At 66.5% G+C, this 20052-nt stretch carries 16 protein-coding genes and 1 pseudogene; 10 read left to right on the forward strand and 7 right to left on the reverse strand.

Features of this window, described 5'->3' with window-relative positions; all coding sequences use genetic code 11:
- Positions 1–7 precede the first annotated feature (7 nt).
- From ACFVTE_RS19400 to bioB, 3 genes are read right to left on the reverse strand one after another with little or no spacing between them, the layout of a single operon-like run.
- A complete protein-coding gene (locus ACFVTE_RS19400; protein WP_387103193.1) occupies positions 8–1402 on the reverse strand; it encodes an adenosylmethionine--8-amino-7-oxononanoate transaminase in 1395 nt (464 codons plus the stop codon).
- A gap of 11 nt (positions 1403–1413) precedes the next feature.
- On the reverse strand, positions 1414–1611 hold the full coding sequence (locus ACFVTE_RS19405; RefSeq protein ID WP_387103195.1) for a hypothetical protein: 198 nt from the start codon (positions 1609–1611) through the stop codon (positions 1414–1416).
- Between the two features lie 41 nt (positions 1612–1652).
- Positions 1653–2702, reverse strand: a complete 1050-nt coding sequence (gene bioB / locus ACFVTE_RS19410) for a biotin synthase BioB (RefSeq protein ID WP_387103198.1) — start codon at positions 2700–2702, stop codon at positions 1653–1655.
- 184 nt (positions 2703–2886) lie between these two features.
- On the opposite strand from bioB, the gene ACFVTE_RS19415 reads away from it, so the two are divergent.
- On the forward strand, positions 2887–3927 hold the full coding sequence (locus tag ACFVTE_RS19415; protein WP_387103200.1) for an LLM class flavin-dependent oxidoreductase: 1041 nt from the start codon (positions 2887–2889) through the stop codon (positions 3925–3927).
- A gap of 78 nt (positions 3928–4005) precedes the next feature.
- Here ACFVTE_RS19415 and ACFVTE_RS19420 read toward each other — a convergent pair.
- A pseudogene (locus tag ACFVTE_RS19420) lies at positions 4006–5022 on the reverse strand (aldehyde dehydrogenase family protein); the annotation flags it as partial.
- Between the two features lie 198 nt (positions 5023–5220).
- Between ACFVTE_RS19420 and ACFVTE_RS19425 the strand changes: the two are divergent.
- From ACFVTE_RS19425 to ACFVTE_RS19440, 4 genes are all read left to right on the forward strand, one after another.
- Positions 5221–6354, forward strand: coding sequence for an amidohydrolase family protein (locus tag ACFVTE_RS19425; RefSeq protein WP_387103201.1), 1134 nt, complete (start codon positions 5221–5223; stop codon positions 6352–6354).
- 52 nt (positions 6355–6406) lie between these two features.
- Complete coding sequence (locus ACFVTE_RS19430; RefSeq protein WP_387103203.1) at positions 6407–7753, forward strand: hypothetical protein; 1347 nt, start codon at positions 6407–6409, stop codon at positions 7751–7753.
- A 6-nt stretch (positions 7754–7759) separates the two neighbouring features.
- On the forward strand, positions 7760–8941 hold the full coding sequence (locus ACFVTE_RS19435; protein WP_387103206.1) for a M20 family metallopeptidase: 1182 nt from the start codon (positions 7760–7762) through the stop codon (positions 8939–8941).
- Positions 8942–9032: 91 nt separating this feature from the next.
- Positions 9033–9497: a phage tail protein gene (locus tag ACFVTE_RS19440; RefSeq protein WP_387103208.1), complete on the forward strand. Its 465-nt coding sequence runs from the start codon at positions 9033–9035 to the stop codon at positions 9495–9497.
- 38 nt (positions 9498–9535) lie between these two features.
- Here the strand turns inward: ACFVTE_RS19440 and ACFVTE_RS19445 are convergent, their stop codons facing one another.
- Positions 9536–10123, reverse strand: coding sequence for an HhH-GPD-type base excision DNA repair protein (locus tag ACFVTE_RS19445; RefSeq protein WP_387103411.1), 588 nt, complete (start codon positions 10121–10123; stop codon positions 9536–9538).
- A 67-nt stretch (positions 10124–10190) separates the two neighbouring features.
- Here ACFVTE_RS19445 and ACFVTE_RS19450 point away from each other — a divergent pair, with 67 nt between their 5' ends.
- Positions 10191–11129, forward strand: a complete 939-nt coding sequence (locus ACFVTE_RS19450; RefSeq protein WP_387103210.1) for a 5'-3' exonuclease H3TH domain-containing protein — start codon at positions 10191–10193, stop codon at positions 11127–11129.
- Positions 11130–11132: 3 nt separating this feature from the next.
- On the opposite strand, the gene ACFVTE_RS19455 is transcribed toward ACFVTE_RS19450, so the two are convergent.
- Positions 11133–13289, reverse strand: coding sequence for a glycogen debranching N-terminal domain-containing protein (locus ACFVTE_RS19455; RefSeq protein WP_387103213.1), 2157 nt, complete (start codon positions 13287–13289; stop codon positions 11133–11135).
- Positions 13290–13483: 194 nt separating this feature from the next.
- On the opposite strand from ACFVTE_RS19455, the gene ACFVTE_RS19460 reads away from it, so the two are divergent.
- Positions 13484–14725, forward strand: a complete 1242-nt coding sequence (locus ACFVTE_RS19460) for an MFS transporter (RefSeq protein ID WP_387103414.1) — start codon at positions 13484–13486, stop codon at positions 14723–14725.
- Between the two features lie 99 nt (positions 14726–14824).
- Positions 14825–16651 (forward strand): gamma-glutamyltransferase, encoded by a 1827-nt coding sequence (ggt, locus tag ACFVTE_RS19465; protein WP_387103216.1) that lies wholly within the window; start codon positions 14825–14827, stop codon positions 16649–16651.
- A 20-nt stretch (positions 16652–16671) separates the two neighbouring features.
- Here the strand turns inward: ggt and ACFVTE_RS19470 are convergent, their stop codons facing one another.
- Positions 16672–17310, reverse strand: coding sequence for a hypothetical protein (locus ACFVTE_RS19470; RefSeq protein ID WP_387103218.1), 639 nt, complete (start codon positions 17308–17310; stop codon positions 16672–16674).
- 169 nt (positions 17311–17479) lie between these two features.
- On the opposite strand from ACFVTE_RS19470, the gene ACFVTE_RS19475 reads away from it, so the two are divergent.
- Together ACFVTE_RS19475 and ACFVTE_RS19480 are read left to right on the forward strand one after the other, a co-directional pair.
- On the forward strand, positions 17480–18211 hold the full coding sequence (locus tag ACFVTE_RS19475) for a hypothetical protein (protein WP_387103221.1): 732 nt from the start codon (positions 17480–17482) through the stop codon (positions 18209–18211).
- Between the two features lie 175 nt (positions 18212–18386).
- Complete coding sequence (locus ACFVTE_RS19480) at positions 18387–19976, forward strand: DUF222 domain-containing protein (protein WP_387103223.1); 1590 nt, start codon at positions 18387–18389, stop codon at positions 19974–19976.
- The last annotated feature ends 76 nt before the right edge of the window (positions 19977–20052 follow it).

Below are 20052 nucleotides of genomic sequence, written 5' to 3' on the forward strand. Positions count from 1 at the left end.
GAGCGGCTCATGACGCACTTCCTGTGCGGGCCGGGACGCGTTCGAAGTGGGCTTCATGAACCTCGGCGACGGCTGCGATCATGCCCGCCGTGATCTCTGCGATGTCCGTGGCCGTGCTGATGTACGGCGGCATGGTGTAGACGAGGTTACGGAACGGCCGGACCCAGACGCCGCGGCGGATGGCTGCCGCGGTGACCGCAGTGACGTCGACGGCGTCGTGCAGCTCGATGACCCCGACGGCCCCGATAGTGCGGACGTCCCGGACGGCTCCCAGTTCCAGCGCGGACGCCAGCCCGGACGCCAGTCCGGTGCCGATCCGGCCTACATCGGCCCGCCAGCTCCCGGTTTCGATGATGCCGAGGCTGGCGATGGCCACGGCACATGCCAGCGGGTTGCCCATGAACGTGGGGCCGTGCAGCAGGGCACCTGCCTGGCCGCCGGACACAGCCGCGGCCACCTCGGCCGTGCAGAGCATGGCGGCGAGCGTCAGGTAGCCGCCCGTCAGGGCCTTGCCCGCGCACATGATGTCCGGCACGACGCCGGCATGGTCGGCTGCGAACAGTTGGCCGGTGCGGCCGAAGCCGGTGGCGATCTCGTCGAAGATGAGCAGCAGCCCGTGCCGGTCCGCCACCTCGCGCAGTACAGTCAGGCATTCGGCCGGGTAGGCGTGCATGCCGCCGGCACCCTGCAGCACAGGCTCGACGACGATCGCCGCCAGTTCCGCCGCGTGGGCGGCCGCCAGCTCCGCCACCTCGGCTGCCCATCCCTGTACCGCTTCCGTGGTTGCCGACGCCGCAGCGGGAGGGCGGGACGCAAAGACGTTGCCGGCGAGCAGTCCGGGGAAGGCCGAGTGCATACCGTCCACAGGATCGCAGATCCCCATGGCCGCGAACGTGTCGCCGTGGTAGCCGCCGCGGAGGCTGAGGAACCGCTGCCGGCGCGGGTGGCCCGTTGCGGTTTGGAACTGCACCGCCAGCTTGAGCGCCACCTCGACGGCAACCGACCCCGAGTCGGCGAGGAACACCCGCTCCAGACCCGGACGGCCGGCCGCTGCAGGGGCCATAGCCACGAGCCGCTCAGCCAGTTCCACCGCCGGGGCATGGGTGAGCCCGCCAAACATTACGTGGCTGAACTTTTCCAGCTGCGCTTTGGCAGCGGCATCCAGCACGGGGTGTCGGTATCCGTGGATCACCGACCACCACGAGGACATCGCGTCGATCACCTCATGCCGGGTGCCGTCCTCGCCGCGGAGCCGCAACCGCACGCCGTCGGCCGCCTCCACCTCCCACAGCGGAAGGTCCGGCGACGCCGGCGCGTACGGGTGCCACAGCCGGGCGCGGTCCCGCAGGATCAGGTCCGGCTGGTGCGAATCGTGCGTCACCGTTGCACCTTGCGTCACCATTGCACCTTGCGTCACGGGACCAGCACCCCGTGCCGGGAGCACTCGGCGGACCAGCCCAGCGGTGTGACCTGGACCTTCATCCGGCGCCGGCAGGCGGCGCAGTAGCGCGGCGGTTCCATGGCCAGCCGTTCGTTGCACTCATGGTGGGCGGACGGCGGCGGCCCGCTGGCGCCGTCATACGTCCCGCCGCAGAGCCCGCAAAACGCCACGCCGGTTGAGCTCCCGCCGGTTGAGCCCGTAGAAACCCCGGTCACAGCGTCTTCTGGAGTTCCTTGATCGGCATGTTCAGCTCGACCAAAAGGTTCAGGTCCGCCGTCGCCGGGCGCCCCAGAGTGGTGAGGTAGTTGCCGACGATGACCGCGTTGATGCCACCGAGGAGGCCGTCGCGGGTGCCGAGGTCGCCAAGGGTGAGTTCGCGGCCGCCGGCGTAGCGCAGCACGGTGCGCGGCATGGCAAGCCGGAAGGCGGAGATGGCGCGGAGGGCATCCTTGCCGTCCATGATGCCCTGGTTCTCGAGCGGCGTGCCGGGGCGGGGGTTGAGGAAGTTCAGCGGGACCTCGTGGGGTTCGAGGGCCGCGAGCTGGGCGGCGAGTTCGGCTCGCTGTTCGAGGGTTTCGCCCATGCCGATCAGGGCGCCGCAGCACAGTTCCATGCCGGCGGCCTTGACCATGTTGCAGGTGTCGAGGCGTTCCTCGTAGCTGTGCGTGGTGACAACTTCGGCGAAGTAGCTGCGGGCTGTTTCCAGGTTGTGGTTGTAGCGGTGCACGCCCCACTCGGCGAGCTGATCCACCTGGCGCTGGGTGAGCATCCCCAGGGAGCAGGCGATGTTGATGTCCACCTCTTCGTTGATGCGGTCGATGGCGAACTTGATCTGGTTCATGAGCTTGATGTCGGGCCCGCGGACGGCGGCGACGATGCAGAACTCGGTGGCGCCGGTTGCGGCCGTTTCCTTGGCGGCCTTGACCAGCTCGGGGATATCCAGCCAGACGCCGCGGACGGGGGAGTCGAACAGGCCGGACTGGCTGCAGAAGTGGCAGTCCTCCGGGCAGCCGCCGGTCTTGATGGAGATGATGCCCTCCACCTCCACGTCTTCGCCGCAGTGCTTGAGGCGGACCTCGTGGGCAAGCTGCAGGGCGGCGGGAAGGGCCTCGTCCGGAAGGCGAAGCACTTCCTCGAGCTGCTCCTGGGTAAGCCCGATGCCGTCCTCGAGGACCTGCTGCCTGGCGGTTTCAAGGATGGGGAAAGCGGCCGGGATGGTCGCGTGGCTGGTGGCTTCGCTCGCGTCTGTCTGAATCGTCATTGATGGGTCCTTTGCGTGTGATGGCTGCGGATGTTCCTCCGAACTGACGCTAATTCCCCATCAAGGGCCAGATTTTGTGGGGTCCCGACAAGGACACCGGCGGGACGTTAGTTGGGTCCCTACTTTGGCGGTGCATCAGACCCGAAGTGGGAATGAAACCACATACTTGAAGGTTCAACTCAACATGGACTTTGGCATCTTTACCTTCGGAGAACTGTCCCGGAGCCTCAGCACGGGCTCAGCATTGTCACCCCAGCAGAGACTCGCGGACACCATCGAACTGGCCAAGCTCGCGGACCAGGCCGGCCTGAGCTTCCTGGGCTTGGGTGAGCATCACCGGTCGGACTTCGCTTTGTCCGCGCCGGAGATCGTCCTGGCAGCCATCGCCCGGGAGACCACAAACCTCAGGCTAAGTACGGCTGTCACTGTTCTCTCCACCCAGGATCCGGTGCGGCTTTTTGAACAGTTCGCCACCCTGGACCTGATTTCCGGCGGGCGGGCCGAAATCATTGCCGGCCGCGGAGCTTTCGTTGATTCCTATCCGTTGTTTGGCCACAGCACGGCGGACTATGACGCACTCTTCGACGAGAAGCTGAGGATGCTGCTCGAACTCCGCGAGCACGCCAACCTCAGCTGGGAGGGAAGGTTAACGCAAAGCATTCCCGGGATGGACATAGCCCCCCGCCCCCTGCAGGAGAAACTACCGGTCTGGGTCGGGGTGGGCGGTACGCCGGCAAGCTTTGTTCGGGCGGGACGACTGGGCCTTCCCCTGTTTATTGCGCTCCTCTCCGGACCCCAACGGTTCCGGCGCCTGGTGGAGCTTTACCGGCAGAGCGCAACCGAGGCCGGCAACGATGCCGAAACCCTCCAGGTCGGAGCAGGCGGCCACTTTTACGCGGCACGGACGTCCCAGCAGGCACGGGACACCTTCTATCCCTACTACCGCGCCTATTTCGAGCAGAACATGCCACGCCCGGTGGACCACTTCCCGCGCTCAACTTTCGACGACTGGAGCGAACCGGGCGGCGGGCTGCTGGTGGGCAGCCCCCAGCAGGTCATTGAGAAACTGATCGAAATTCACCAGGCGCTCGGCAACAGCCGGTATATGGCGCAGGTCGGCCTGGGCGGCCTGCCCTTTGCGGAGACTGCACGGTCCATCGAACTGCTCGCCACCGAGATCATGCCGGCAGTCAACCGCGAGCTCATGGGAACGAAAACAGCCTAGCCGGGATGAAAGGGCCGCCGTCGCGTTGTTGGGACGGCGGCCTCTGGGTTCCGGTGAGCGGGTTGCGTTGGTGGGGGTTTAGCCGTTGATGATTTGGGGGACGCCGAGGTGTTTGAGGCCTTCGACGCCGAATTCGAGGCCGTAGCCGGATTGTTTGGCGCCGCCGAAGGGGACGCGGGGGTCCACGGCGCCGTGTTTGTTGATCCAGACGGTGCCGGCTTGGATGCGGGCGGCGACTTCGCGGGCTGCGGCCAGGTTGGGGGACCAGACGGAGGCGCCGAGTCCGACGTCGAGGCCGTTGGCCATTTCCACTGCCTGGTCGATGGTGGTGTAGCGGATGATGGGCAGGGCGGGGCCGAACTGTTCTTCGGTGACGAGGGGGTTGTTGTTGTCGATGTCGGCCACGAGGGTGGTGGGGTAGAAGTAGCCGGGCTGGTCGGGGTCGGGGTTGCCGCCGAGCAGGATCCGGGCACCGGAGTCTTTGGCGGCTTGGACGAGGTCGGCGACGATGTCGTACTGGGCTTTGTTTTGGAGGGGGCCGAGGACGTTGTTTTCGTCGAGGCCGTTGCCCATGGGCATGGTTTTGGCGATGGTGGTGAGTTCGTCGCAGACGGCGTCGTAGATGGTGTCGTGGACGTAGAGGCGTTTGAGGGCGGCGCAGGTCTGGCCGGTGTTCAGGAACGCGCCCCAGAACAGGTCCTGGGCGATGGTTGTGGGGTCGGCGTCGGGCAGGACGATGCCGGCGTCGTTGCCGCCGAGTTCGAGGGTGAGGCGTTTGATGGTATCGGCTGAGGAGCGAATGATGGCGCGGCCTGCGGCGGTGGAGCCGGTGAACATGATTTTGCCGACGGCGGGGTGTTCGGCGAGGCGGGCGCCGACTTCGCGGTTGCCGGAGATGGCGGTCAGGACGTTCTCGGGGAGTTCTTCGCTGAGGACCTTGATCAGGGCCAGGACGGAGAGCGGGGTCATCTTGGAGGGTTTGACGACGGCGGTGTTGCCCATGCGCAGGGCGGGGGCGATCTGCCAGATGGTGATCATCATGGGCCAGTTCCAGGGGCCGATGGCGCCGACGACGCCGATGGGCTTGTAGTGCATCCTGTCGCTGATTGACGACAACCCCGATATCCAGATCTTCCAGTACGAGATGATCCTGGCTGCGGCTTGTCGACTCCGCGACCACCGGGACCGGGGTGCTGATGGTGACGTACCGGACGGCGTAGCGGCTTTCCTCCCGGTGACATCGGATCCATACTCGATCTAGGTGTGGCCAAACACGACCGGTTGGCGGTGATCATGACTGACAGGAGCAGCCGCAGGATTGACCTGCCACTGGTCGACCACCACTGCCACGGCGTTGTCGGGGCCGAACTGACCGACGACGAGTTCAGGAGCCTGGCCACGGAGTCCGACTGGCCGGCACCGGCAGGCACGGACAGCCTCGACTCGCCCTTCGGCCTTGCGGTACGGCGTTTCTGTGCACCGGTCCTCGGACTCGAGCCGCTTGCGCCCCTGGATGAATACCTGGCGCGCCGCAGGGGCATCGGCGCCGCCGAAGCCAACAGGCTGCTGCTTCGCAGCACCGGAACTTCCCACTATCTCCTTGACACGGGCATCCGGGATGCACGGCTTCCTGGCCCCGACGCCATGGCGGTGAGTGCTGACGCCCGGGTTCGCGAGATCGTCCGCATCGAGAGAGTGGCCGAGGACTTTGCCTCGGAGTCCACTGCCGCCGGCTTCGTGGCAAAGTTCCCGGAAACGCTGGCGGCCAGAGCGCGGGAGGCGGTGGGGGTGAAATCCATCGTCGCCTACCGTCACGGTTTCGATATTCCCGCCGAACGGCCCTCCGGGCGCGAGGTGCTCCAGGCAGCTGATGCCTGGTTCCATACCGCCGAGGAAACCGGGTCGTTCAGAATCACTGATCCGATTCTGTTGAGGTTCGGGCTTTGGTCGGGGATCGATACCGGCTTGCCCGTGCAGCTTCACACGGGGTACGGGGACTCGGACGTCCAGCTCTTCCGGGCCGATCCGTCCCGGCTCAATGCGCTGTTTCGGGCCACGAGGTCACGGGGAGTCGATTTCATGCTGCTGCACTGCTACCCCTTCATCAGGGAAGCCGGCATCCTCGCCCAGGTCTTCCCGCATGTCTACCTCGACGTGGGCCTGGTCTCGCATTACCTGGGCCCAAGTGCTGGCACGTCAATCCGCCAGGCGATGGAGGTCGCACCTTTCAGCAAGATCCTCTACTCATCGGATTCGTACGGCCTTGCCGAGCATTACGCCGTCAGCGCGGCCAACTGGCGAACTTCATTCGCAGCCCTGATGGACGACTGGATCGACTCGGGCTGGGCAACCGCTGACGACGCCGAAAGGATCGCCACGATGGTGGCCACGGAAAACGCCAACCGCGTCTACAACCTGAATCCCTGAAGCTCAATGCCCATCGCCTGAACCAGTCGTCTGAAACGTGGAAAGGAAAGCTGTGACTTCAAATCCGAAGACGGATATGGATCTCCAGTACGTCAGGGCCCTTGTCATTTCCTGCCTGGACAACGCAGGCGTATCAAGGGTCAAGGTTCTGCCGGGACCCAAGGTTGAAGATGCTTTCTCCAACGGCTGCGGCGTCTCAGTGAGCGTCGGAGTCCTGTTGGCCGCTGACGACTACGTCACACGGTCATCCGAGATCGATCCCATCGTGGGAGACCTGCGCGGCATGCCTGACCGCTCGGCCGTTGCTGTCATCGACAAGGCCACCGGCCTCGCCTGGGCGCCGGCCGACCTGGTGGACCTGCGCGGAGCTCCCTATCCAACATGCCAGCGCACGGCACTCAAACGGGTGGTATCCGAATGGGCCGCGGCAGGGCTGGAGGTTTCCGTAGGCCTCGAGCTGGAGTTTACAGTGTTCAGCGGCCCTCAGGACGCGCCCGTCCTGGCGCACGATGGCCCGGGCTATGGAGCGGCCGCCTTCCTGCAGCTGGAAGCATGGAACCTGGACGTGCTGACAGCGCTGGTGGAAGCCGGCGTTCCGGTGGAACAGATCCACCCCGAGTATGGCCGGGGGCAGGTGGAAATCGCTTTGGCCCCCCGCAACCCGGTCCAGGCCGTGGACGATTACCTCCTCGCCCGGTTCATCGTCGCCCGGGTCTCGCGCCGGCATGGACTGAACGTCTCCTACTCGCCGATAGCGGATTCTAAAACTGCGACCAACGGATGCCACATCCACTTCTCCGCAAGGAACATTGACGGCAACGTCTTCCACGACGCTGCCTCCGCTACGCAGATGAGCCCGGCAGGCGAGAGCATGGTCGCAGGCGTCCTCGGGAAGCTTGCCGAAAGCGCAGCCTTGCTGGGCGGAAGCGCGCTGAGCCTGGCCCGGCTTCAGCCGCAGCAGTGGGCGGGCAGCTTCATCTGCTGGGGCACGGGCAACCGCGAGGCCGCCGTCCGGTTCGTGCCGGGCCTCAAAGGCTACGAGGACCGCCAATCGAACGTGGAAGTGAAATGCTGCGACGGTGCCGCCAACCAGTACCTGGCCGTGGCGGCAATTCTTGCAGCCGCACTCGAGGGCTTCAGGGGACAGCTGAGACTCCCGGCTGAGATCACGGTCGACCCCGGCACATTGAGCGAGGAGGAGCGGGAGCGCCTGGATATCCGGGCATTTGCCCCCGATATGTCCACGGCACTGGACGATCTGGACGGCAGCAGTTTCCTCCGCACAGCGTTGGGCCATGAGTTGGTGGGCGCTTATGTGGCGGTGCGGCGGGGCGAAGCGGAGCGGTTTGCCAAGCTCGACCGTGAGTCCGTCATCGCCGCCCTGCGCTGGCGTTACTAGCGCGAGGTGAGCCCGTCAGAAGCCTTCAATGAAGGTGCAGCATTCGCCCGCCTGGCCGTCGAGGTGCAGAAGGCCGAGGAGCTGTACAGGCAATTGCATGCCGAGCCCCGGGTCTCGGGGGATGAGGGCGACACCTTGGCCACGCTGATGAATGAGCTGCCGGACGCATTCCGAAAGGAAACGCTCACCGGAAACATCGGGATCGTCCGTCTGGGCGCGCCCGGGGTCTCGGTTGCGATCAGGGCCGAGATGGATGCCCTGCCGGTTGTGGAACGGACAGGACTGCCCTGGGCAGCGAACATCGGCGCCATGCACGCCTGCGGACACGACGTGCACATGGCGGCATTTGTCGCGGTTGCCCGCACGCTGGCACTGACGGTGCCGCTGCCCGTTCCGCTGGTGGGGATTCTGCAGCCGCGCGAGGAAGTCGGCGAGTCGGGTGCCCACGACGTAGTGCGGTCCGGGGTACTGACGGCCCAGCGGGTGGGGGCGGTTATCGGGGCGCACCTGCAGCCGGCCCTGGATTCCTCGGCGTATTCCTGCACGCCGGGACCGGTCAATGCCTCCGCCGACGAATTCGAACTGGTCCTCACCGGCCGGCCGGCCCACGGCGCTTACCCGCACCATGCTGCGGACGCCCTTCTTGCCGCCAGCGCCTTTGTGGTTTCGTGCCAGCAGATCGTTTCGCGCAACGTCGATCCCACCATGTCCGCGGTACTCACGGTGGGGACCATTCATGCCGGCGGCAGCCCCAATGCGATCCCGGAAAAGGCAACAGTGACTGGAACCATCCGCACCATGTCAGAGCCGCAACGGCAGATGGTCCACACCCGTCTCCGCCAGGTGGCAACTGGCGTCGCCACTGCCCACGACTGCACAGGACGCCTTGAAATCCTGAAGGGGGAGCCGATTCTGGAAAACGACGCCGAACTTGCCGTCGAGATCGTGCGTCACCTCAACGCCCAAGGGCATGAGGTTCGTGAGTTCCGCTCGTATGGATCCGATGACTTCGCCTTCTATGCCTCGGCGGCCCGCGCGGTGATGATCTTCACGGGGATGCCGGCAGCGAGCGGAAACCTGCACGCCAGCACCTTCGCGCCGGATGCACAGGCCGTCGGCCGCGCGGCCACAGCCATGCTCACCGGTTACCTGGCTGCCGCCCGGGTGCTCAAACGGGGCAGGGCATGAATCACGCGCCCAACCAATCAGGAATCAAGAAGCCTGGCCGCTGCAGGGGAATTAGGGTGAGGAGTGCGATGAATCGAAACCAGGAGGGCGCATGCCATACACCGTAGACTTCCAGAACGTGTCCACCATCGGCCTGGAGTCGTCCCCAGTGGCGGACGCGCTGGCGGGACTGCGTGCCAACGAGGCACGGTATTACAAGAACAAGTACGACCACGTGTTCACCGTCGAACCCGCCAGCGAGGCGCCGGAAACCCTCGACTGGGTGAACCGCATCCTGTCCGACGAGCGCGACATCTCCTTCTCGGCCCGTCCGCTCGAGGTAACGTCTTTCGAAGTGGACGGCCTTCGGATGGCCTATGTGTTCTACGAATCCGGGCTGTCCGTCAACGTCATGTACGGCATCGAGGAGGGTGCGAAGCGGGCAGTGGGATTCAAGCTCTCCCAGGGCATGGACGTTCCCGAAGAGCTCGCATCCAGCTTCAAGTTCGCACGCCAAAAGTCGAAGCTTGCCGGGGAGATCCGCGGATCCTACTTCGTGATCAAGGGCGAGTACTAAGCTGCCCCGCCAAGGCGGCCGGCCGCCGTCGTGATCAGCTAATCGGCGGCCGCCGCCTTTGCTGCCTTCGCGGCGGCCTTGGCCGCCTGCTTGCTGGCACGCACCTTCGTCAGCGACTCCGGATCCACGATGTCCGCGACCGAGAGGTACGAACCCTCCTCGCCGTAGTGGCCCGCTGCCTCACGCCAGCCCGGCGCCTGGAGCCCGCACTGCTTGCCGAGCAGCGCCAGGAAGATCTTGGCCTTCTGCTCGCCGAATCCCGGCAGTGACTTCAGCCTGCGGAGGACTTCCTTGCCGTCGGGTTCGTCCCGGGTCCAGATGGCAGTCGCCTCGCCGCCCCACTCGCTCTCCACGGCCTCGGCGAGCGCCTGTACGCGGGCAGCCATGGAACCGGGGAAGCGGTGGACGGCCGGACGTTCCTTGAAGACCTCAACGAAGCCTGCCGGGTCATGTTCGGCCACGGCGGCTGGGCTGATGGAGCCGATGCGCGTGCGGATCTTTTCGGGTCCGGCGAAAGCCGACTCCATGGTCACCTGCTGGTCCAGCAGCATGCCAGTGAGCAGCGCGAAGGCGTCATCGCTGAGAAGTTTGTCGGCGGCTTCGTCGCCGGTGATGTGCAGTTCCATGCGCCCATCCTCCCACTTCCGGACCGTGTCCCGGGCGCCGCGCGGCGAATCCGTGTCAGGATCAGTCATGGTCAACCGCCTGATGCTGCTCGACACAGCCTCCCTGTACTTCCGCGCCTTCTACGGCCTGCCCGACACCATCCGCCGCGCCGACGGCACGCCGGTGAACGCCGTCCGCGGCCTGCTCGACATGATCGCGCGGCTCACCACCGACTACGGCGCCACGCATCTGGTGGCCTGTTGGGATGACGACTGGCGCCCCCAGTGGCGGGTTGACCTCATTCCCACCTACAAGGCCCACCGTGTGGCGGAGGTGGTGGCCGGTGCGGCCGATGTTGAGGTGGTGCCCGACGAGCTGGAGGCGCAGATCCCGCTGATCCGCCACGTGCTGGGCCTGGCCGGCATCGCCGTCGTGGGCGTCCCGGAGCATGAGGCCGACGACGTCGTGGGCACCTACGCCAGCCACGCCGACCTTCCGGTGGACGTGGTGACCGGGGACCGCGACCTCTTCCAACTGGTGGACGACGACCGCCAGGTGCGGGTGATCTACACCGCGCGGGGCATGCGGAACCTCGAAGTCCTTACCGAAGCCGTCGTCGTCGGAAAGTACCGCGTGCTGCCGCAGCAGTACGCGGACTACGCAACCCTCCGCGGCGACGCCTCGGACGGGCTGCCCGGCGTGGCCGGCATCGGCGAGAAGACCGCCGCTTCGCTGCTGCTGGAACACGGCACGCTCGACGGGCTGCTCGCTGCAGCGGCCGATCCCGGCGGCAGGGTGTCCGTCTCGGTGCGCTCCAAACTCGCCGCCGCCGCGGACTATCTCAAGGTGGCCCCCGCCGTTGTCAGCGTGGTGCGCAATCTGGAGCCGCCGTCCCTGGAAGAGGCCGGTGCGGAACTGCATGCTGTGACGGGTGAGGCGCGGGAGGAACTCGAGCGGCTCGCCACTAAATGGAATCTTGGCGGTTCGGTCCGGCGGCTCCTGCAGGCGCTGGACCGCCTCGGCTAGTCTTTACTTTCCCAGCCCGGCCTCCGCCATCAGCTCGGTCAGCCAAGGCCGGTGTTCGCGGTGGAAGGTCAGTCCTTCCGGCAGCCCCTGAACGGAGGCCTCGGAACCGGTGATGTCGATGGTGATCCGGCCGGCCCCCATGGGTGCGTTGGTGATGTGGAGATCGCCATAGGAGGCGGGCAGGACCGGATCCATCCACACGCCGCCGCGGGACACGTGCGCGTCGTAGCGCATCAGGCTGGTCACCAGCATGATCGGTGTGGTGGCCGCCCACGCCTGTGGGGAGCAGGCCGTCGGATACGGCACCGGCTCGGTGACCTGGTCCCGGCTGAAGCCGCAGAACAGCTCGGGAAGCCGGCCGTCGGTGTAATCTGCCGCCTCCAGGAGGGCCGTGGCGATCCGCTGCGCCTCCTCCACGAAACCGTAGCGCAGCAGGCCCACCACTATGACCGCATTGTCGTGCGGCCAGACCGAGCCGTTGTGGTAGCTGGCGGGATTGTAGGCACCCATGTCGGTGCCCAGCGTCCGGACGCCCCAGCCGCTGAACATCTCCGGGGACATCAGCCGCTCGGCCACGAGCGGCACCTTGTCCTCGTCCACGATGCCGTGCCACAGGCACTGCCCCATGTTGGAAGCGCACGCGTCAACGGGGCGCTTGTCCCGGTCGAGTGCCACCGCGTAATAGCCGCGGTCAGGCAGCCAGAACTGTTCATTGAATTTCCTCTTCAGCTCCGCCGCCTCCTCGGTGAGGCTCGCCGCCAAAGCCGTGTCGCCGGCGTCGTACGCCATCCACGCCCGGGACAAAAACGCCGAGTACACCAATGCCTGCACTTCGCATAGTGCGATCGGGGGTTCTGCCAGCGTTCCGTCAGCAAAGTTGATACCGTCCCACGAGTCCTTCCACCCCTGGTTGATCAGGCCCTGGTCGTTGAGTCGCTGATACTCGACAAACCCGTCGCCGTCCTTGTCTCCGTAAGTCCGGACCCACTCCAGCGCGCGGTCGGCATGGGGGAGCAGCGCGGCGATGGCGTCCCGTCCGAATCCCCAACGGCTGACCGAGCCAAGCGCCATGACAAACTGCGGCGTGGCATCGATACTCCCGTAGTAGGCGGACCTGCCGCCCAGCGCCAGCCCGCTGGAGACGCCCAGCCTGACCTCGTGCAGGATCTTCCCGGGCTCCTCCTCGCTCATCGGGTCCACAACTTTGCCCTGCCGGTCGGCCAGCGTCTGCAGGGTGCCCAGCGCCAGGGAAGGATCCACCGGCAGCGCCATTTCCGACGCCCACAGCGAGTCCCGGCCAAACAGCGTCATGAACCAGGGCGCACCCGCGGCCACCACCACGCGCTCGGGATGGCCCGGATCCTCGATCCGGAGCGCGCCAAGGTCGTCGTAGCTGCGCCGCAGGGTCCGCTCAATGGACCGGTTGCTCATATGCAGCCTGGGGATCTTGGCCACCCATTCCTGCCGGCGGCGGTCGCTGGGCGATACCTCACCAACCGCCGGACGGATCACCGCCGACCGCGGGACCCCGCCGCCGTCAGCGGCGGGCGCCACGCTCACCCGCGAGCTCCACGCGCCGCGCGGCGGGACCACCGTCCGGAAAGTTAGGGAGTCGGCAGTGACCTCTGCTCCGCTTGCGTTGACGATGACGCTCTTAACTAGGTCCTGCCAGCCGGCCTTGATCACCAGCGAGTCGCCCTCCGGCCGGCGGGATTCTTCCCAGCGCCGCTGGACACGGGCCTCTTTCACCTCGAAGAGATCGGCGAAATCCGATTCGACACTGAGCGAAACGACGCACTCGGTCTCCTTCGAGGAGTAGTTCCGGATGGTGATCTCCTCGCGGATTCCCGCCCCCACCTCCCGCAGGCGCTCCACGATCAGGGGACTGTCCGCATATCCGTCGGAGCGGGGCACCCGGCCGATGAACAGGGCCCGGTACGGCTCCTTGGTCTCCGCCGTCAGCGCCTCCAGGGGCTGGCCGTTTACTGACAGGTTCCAGCGGGACAGGATGCGGGTGTCCTCATGGAAGACCCCGTGCGGATGTTCCGGATGGATATCCCCGTTCGCCAAGGAAATGCAGAAGGACGAACCTTCCACCAGGGTGACCGTGCCCGCCCCCACAGGACCGGCAGCCGTATCAGCATTCCAGCCAGCAGCCATTTCCGCCTCCTTCGACGGCTCAGGAGGGAGACGGCGCTGTGCGGACCGGAGCCGCACTGCCTCTCGCCGCCTACTCCGTTGGGCATGACGCTACGCTCGAACGACCCCTGATAAAAGGGTCTCTGGCGGCCTTCGGTGAAGACGGCGAGAATGGTCTCGTGCCCCAACTTCGCGCCGGGACGGACAGCGAGGCGATGAACCCGGCGGCCCGCAAGGTGCAGCGCATCTACCTGACGCTGACACTCGGCAATACCCTTGCCGCCTCGTTCATCTGGGGCATCAACACGCTCTTCCTGCTCGATGCCGGGCTCAGTAACCTTGAGGCCTTTGCCGCGAACGCGTTCTTCACCGCCGGGATGGTCATTTTCGAGGTACCCACCGGCGTGGTGGCTGACGGCTGGGGGCGCCGGGTGTCCTTCCTGCTCGGTACCGCGACACTGTCCGTCTCGACGCTCCTCTACTACGTGCTGTGGCAGCTTTCCGCTCCGTTCTGGGCGTGGGCAGTGGTGTCCGTGCTGCTCGGCCTGGGCTTCACCTTCTTCTCCGGCGCCGTGGAGGCATGGCTCGTCGATGCACTGCACTACTCCGGCTACGACGGCGCGCTGGAGACGGTGCTCGGACGCGGCCAGATGGTGTCCGGAACCGCCATGCTGATCGGATCCGTCGCAGGCGGTGCCATCGCCCAGGCCACCAACCTCGGCGTGCCGTTCCTGCTCCGGGTTGGCGTGCTGCTGGCGATGTTCGGTGTGGCCCTGTGGCTCATGCACGACGTCGGCTTCATCCCAGACCGCTCGGCGCGCCCCCTTCAGGCGGTGCGCGCCGTGCTCTCTGCGTCCATCGAGAACGGCCTGAAAAATCCGCCCGTGCGCTACGTGATGCTGTCCGCGCCCTTCACTGCCGGCGTCGGGATATATGTCTTCTACGCCCTGCAGCCTTTCCTGCTGGAACTGTACGGCGACCGCGGCGCGTACGCCATTGCGGGCCTGGCGGCAGCGATTGTCGCGGGGGCCGAGGTCCTGGGCGGCTGGCTGGCGCCCCGTTTCCGGCTCCTGGTCCGCAAACGCACCACGGTACTGATCCTCAGCGGGACAGTCAGCGCACTGATCCTGGTGGCGCTCGGGTTCACCCGTGAGTTCTGGGTGGCCCTGGTGCTGCTGGCTGTGTGGGCGCTCGTGGCCGAGGTGGGGATCCCGGTGGAGCAGGCCTACCTCAACGACATGATCGACTCGAGGCAGCGGGCCACGGTGCTCAGCTTCGCCTCCCTCATGGGCTCCAGCGGCGGGGTGGTGGTGCAGCCGGTCCTCGGCCGGGCCGCCGACGTCTACGGCTATTCAGCGTCGGTGGCGTTCAGCGGCGTGATCCAGTTGCTCGCCGTGCCGTTCCTGTATGCCAGCCGCAGGCAGCACGCCGCTGCTGACGAAGCACACGGCCGCTGATCAGCGTCCGGTGAACGCGTTTGGGCCGTTGAGTGTCCTTCCGCCGCGGAGTAGCGTGACAGTACCGTCAACCCGCATTACTCACACCCGGGAGCGACCATGCCATACCTGAGAAGCCGAGTAGCAGCCGTCACCACGGCCCTGGCGATGAGCGTGACGGCGGGGGCTGTCGCCAGCCCCGCGTTTGCTGACGAGCGGGTAACCGAAAAGACCGCCACCGCCACCGGCTACGGCGGCGCCGTCAGCACCGTGGACCCGGAGGCCTCCGCCGCGGCCATCGACATTCTCCGCAAGGGCGGAAACGCGGCAGACGCCGCCGTCGCAGCCGCGGCCACCCTCGGCGTGACCGAGCCCTACAGCGCCGGAGTGGGCGGCGGCGGGTACTTCCTCTTCTACAGCGCACACTCAGGCCATGTGAGCACCATCGACGGCCGTGAGACGGCGCCGGCCGCGATGCCGCATGACGCCTTCATCGACCCCAAGACCGGCAAGCCCTACAACTTCACCCCGGAGCTCGTCACCAGCGGAGTGTCAGTGGGCGTGCCCGGCACGCCGGCAACGTGGGAGCAGGCGCTGGACCGGTGGGGAACCAAGGACCTCGATGACGTCCTCGAGCCCGCAATCAAGGTGGCCGAGCGCGGTTTCGTGGTGGACGACACCTTCCGGCAGCAGACCCTCGACAACAAGCTGCGCTTCGAGGCGTTCACCTCCACCAGCCAGCTGTTCCTTCCCGGCGGTGACGCACCCGCCGTCGGCAGCATCTTCAAAAACCCGGACCTCGCGGCTACCTACCGGCTGTTGGCGGACAAGGGCACGCGCGGTTTCTACCACGGCGCGCTGGCCAAGGAGATAGCGTCAACGGTCCAGGCGCCGCCCAAGACCAAGACCACCAAGCTGCCCGTCCCGGTAGGTCACCTGACGACAGCGGACCTGGCCAAATACCGCGCGCTGAACCAGCGGCCCACCCACGTCGAATACCGCGGCCTGGACGTCTACGGGATGGCTCCGTCGAGCAGCGGCGGCACCACGGTGGGCGAGGCGCTGAACATCCTTGAGCCGTTCGACCTCTCCGGGATGTCCACCCCCAGCGCGCTGCACCACTACCTCGAAGCCAGCGCTCTCGCCTTTGCGGACCGCGGCAAGTACGTCGGCGACCCCGCCTTCGTTGACGTTCCCACCGAGGCCCTGACGGATCCGCTGTTCGGCAAGGAACGCTCGTGCGAGATTAACCCGAAGCTGGCGGCCGCGAAGCCCGTCGCGCCGGGTGACGTGGCAAATTACGACGGCGCGTGCCCGGCCCCCGCGGCGGCCCCCGCCAGCGAGAAGGACACCGAGAACATCTCCACCACCAACCTGACGGTGGCCGACAAGTGGGGCAACGTCGTCGAGTACACGCTCACCATCGAGCAGACCGGCGGGTCCGGCATTGTGGTTCCCGGCCGCGGCTTCCTGCTGAACAACGAACTGACCGACTTCTCCACCGTGTACGACCCGAAGGATCCGAACCGTATCGCACCCGGCAAGCGGCCGCGGTCCTCGATGTCGCCGACGATCATCCTCGAGGACGGCGATCCGTTCCTCGCCCTCGGCTCGCCCGGCGGCTCGACGATCATCACCACCGTCCTGCAGACCATCCTGAACAGGGTGGACCTGGGGATGAACATCTCCGACGCCATTGCGGCTCCGCGGGCGGCGCAGCGGAACTCGGCCAAGGTCACCGCCGAGCCCGGGTTCATCGCGCTTTACGAAAAGCAGCTGATGCCGTTCGGCCACGTGTTCACGCCGTCCGGTGACGCGTTCACCTCGGCCGCCGAAATCGGCGCGGCCACGGCCATCGAGTTCAGATCCGGCGGGCGCATGATCGCGGCGGCTGAACCTGTGAGGCGCGGGGGAGGCTCGGCCATGGTGGTCACACCGGCGAGGTGAGTCCCGCCGTCGTTCTTCTGCTACGGCAGGCCTTCGATGTTGCCCGGCAGCAGCTGCCCGTTCCTGATCTGCGACGGTCCGAACTCCACCGGGAGTGGACGGATTTCCCAGGAGCCGCTTCGTTCACGTGAACGGCCTTCCCTTGGATGGCTTTCCTTTGGGTAGCCCGGGGACTTTGGCTTTCCCACGGCAACGTGGGGGTGCCACCGCGGGTACCTGTAGCCCAGGGCCCGTGAGCTGAGGATGAAGTCATCGGGGTTGTCCACCAGCAGGTCATCCAACAGCTCATGGAGGGCCTGGACCAGCGAGACCTGGAAATCCCTCACGTGCTGGGGCACCTCCACCTCGAGTCCGGACACCCGGCCCCCGCCGAACAGAACGAGTCTCTCTGCCGTTCCGGAGAAGCCCTCCAGCACTGGCAGTGAGCGCAGCCAGTCCGCGGTCACGGCGGCGGCCGACGCAGGATCCGTGGCGTCCTTGGTCCAGTCGGCAACGTCGGCGGCGAAGTCCTCCAAGATGCCGATGTGAAGCAGGGTCATGTGCAGGCCCTGCGGCCTCCGCAACCCGTCCGCGTAGGCGGCAAGCTGTTCGTAGTCCGCCGGTTTGGTGCCGACGCTGAGCACCGGAACCTCAACTGTGATGCGGGGAAGCCTCAGCATCCGGACCTCCTTTGTCCCTGGCCGCCGTCGTCATTTTTGCCTGTGGATGATGCCATTATGCGCTTCATAGGGTTCCTCAAGGTTTTCCCAACTTCCGGAGCCGACCATGTGCCCGGGGTGCAAGCTGTGTGGCTACGGAGACTAAACCGAACAACAGTGAGGACACGCCATGGGCGAGCTACGGAAACTCTGCACGATCGGAAGCCTTGGGCTGCTGCTGTCGGGCAGCCTGATTGTCGGATCATCGCAAGCCGCCTTGGCGGCCACCTGCCGTCCCGGAACGGCAGTCCCGGTGACGAACCTTGGTGGCAAGGTACTGACCGCCACAACCTTCGAGGGCAACACCATCGCCCCGTTCGTGGCCACCCGGACGGGCATCGCAACAGTGGCCGTTGCCAGCCCCATGGCCCACACCGGCACCTGCTCGGTCCGGCTGCGGGCCACCGATACCGTCGGATCTGTGGCCAACATGGGATACGGCCTGGGGGCCGGCACCAATCGGGCCAGCGCGGACGCCTGGGTCAACATCGTTTCCGGCGGTCTCCGGGGGAACAACGTTCCCTATGTGCGGTTTTTCTCCGGCGGAACCAGGATTGCCGATGTGTTCCGTGACAACGCCACGGGCACGCCCTGGCTGCGCACTACCAACCCGAACGGGACGTTCTCCTACACGAAGCTTCTGGTCCGGAACATGACCCTGAACACGTGGCACCATGTGCAGATGCAGGTCAGGGCCAACGGTGACAAGTCCTCCATCGAGATCTGGCTCGACGGTGCCCGGGTCTTTGCCAACAACAGAGTGGCCCTCGGCGGCACGAGCCTGAGCAAGGTCCAGTTCGGAGCCGAGCACCCGCGCCAGATGGGCGACACCTACATCGACGACGTCGTGGTCCGGCGGTAGCGGGGGGTCCAAAAATACGGCGACATGCCCAACTGGGTAGCAGATCAGGGCGTTCCCAGGGCTGGGAGCGCCCTGATCTGCTACCTGGTTTTGATTCAAGAAGATTTTTCGGACCGGTCCGCATGTGGGGCCTTTTCCGCCCTTTATTGTCGGTGCCCCCTGTCATGCTGTGGGTATGGATGCGAAGGCAGCGGTGCAGACGGTGGAGGGTATTGGGTCCTCTGTTGCTGTGCTGGCTGGTTTTGTCCGTGAGGCCGCCGGCGCCGAGGTTGCTGGTGCCGGTTCCGTGAGCGTTGCGGGTCCTGGGGCTGGCGGTGATCCGTTGCGTGATGAGGCGGATGCGTGGCTGGATGTGCTGGCTGAGACGGCCGGGCTGGAGGCCAGGGTGGCGGCGTTGAAGGTGCAGGCCGCTGCCGGTTTCGCTGCTGCCGCGGCGGCTTTGACGGCTCCTGACGCGTCCGTCTCGGAGCGGGACGCGCTGGAGATGTCGGTGACCGCCGAGGTCGCGTGCGCGCTGACCGTGAGCGAGGGGGCCGCGGCGCGCTTTCTGGAAGAGTCCGCCGGGCTGAGCACGAACCTGCCGCTGACCCTGGCCGCGCTGGGAACAGGGGCGCTGTCGTGGCAGCACGGGCGGATCCTGTGCGACGAGACCGAGGGGCTGGGACCCGAAGCGGCGGCGGCGTTTGAGGCGCATTTCCTGGACCCGGACGCACCGGGGTATGCGCGGGGTTGTCCGGCGGGGGAGCTGACGCCGGCGAGGTTTCGGGCGAAGGCCCGGTATTGGCGGGAACGGCATCATCCGGTCAGCATCGAAACCCGCCACCACAGGAGTGTGAAGGACCGGCGGCTGGAGTATGCCCCGGACCGGGACGGGATGGCGTGGCTGTCGGCGTATTTGCCTGCGGACCAGGCGGCCGGGGTCTGGAACCGAACTACCGCCGCCGCCCGCGCCATGCGGGGCCCGACCGAAACCCGGACCCTGACCCAGCTCCGCGTCGACGCGTTCGCCGGGTGGCTGCTCGGCCCGGCTCAGGGAGTCGATGGCGGGGTTGGTGTGCCGTCACCGGCGGCGCAGGTCCTGGTCACGGTGCCGGTGTTTTCGCTGCTTGGCCTGTCCGAGGAACCGGCCACACTGGACGGGCACGGTCCGATTCCGCCGTCGATGGCCCGCCGGCTCGTCGCCGACGGCGCAACATCATTCCTCCGGGTCCTTGTTGACCCGCGGGACGGCGCGCCTTTGGAGATCGGGCGCACCAGCTACCGGCTGACGAAACCGATGCGCCAGTGGCTGCGGCTCCGCGACGCCAAATGCACGTTCCCGGCCTGCAACAGCCACTCCCTGGACAACGACGCCGACCACATCCTCGCCTGGGCCGACGGCGGCGGTACCGGCGTCGCCAACCTCGGCCAACCCTGCCCGAAACACCACCGGCTGAAACACAACACGCAATGGAGACCGGTCGGCGCCACCCGCGACGCCCCGCCGGGCTGGATCTCACCGTCGGGACGGACCTACCCGGCCGAGTATCAGGACTGGGAACCACCCACCTGGCCAGAACCACCACCCAGCCATGACTGGCGGGAAACCCAGGATTGGCAGGACCTGCCACTCGGCCAAGATTGGCCCATGCCACCGAGCTGCCCCGAGCTTCCGGAACCTCCCGACGACCTTGACGATGGTGGGAGCCCGATGGATATCGACGGCGTTGACCCACCGCTGCCAGCGGATCCATGGCCTTACTGGTCATCGATCGCGGCAGCCTAAGACACCAGCCTGAAAGCATGTCCCGTCATCAGGCATGGCTGGCCATCGTCCGGGGTGGCCCGAACCCAGTTCGTGT

Source organism: Arthrobacter sp. NPDC058097 (genome assembly GCF_042884885.1).
Lineage (GTDB): Bacteria > Actinomycetota > Actinomycetes > Actinomycetales > Micrococcaceae > Arthrobacter.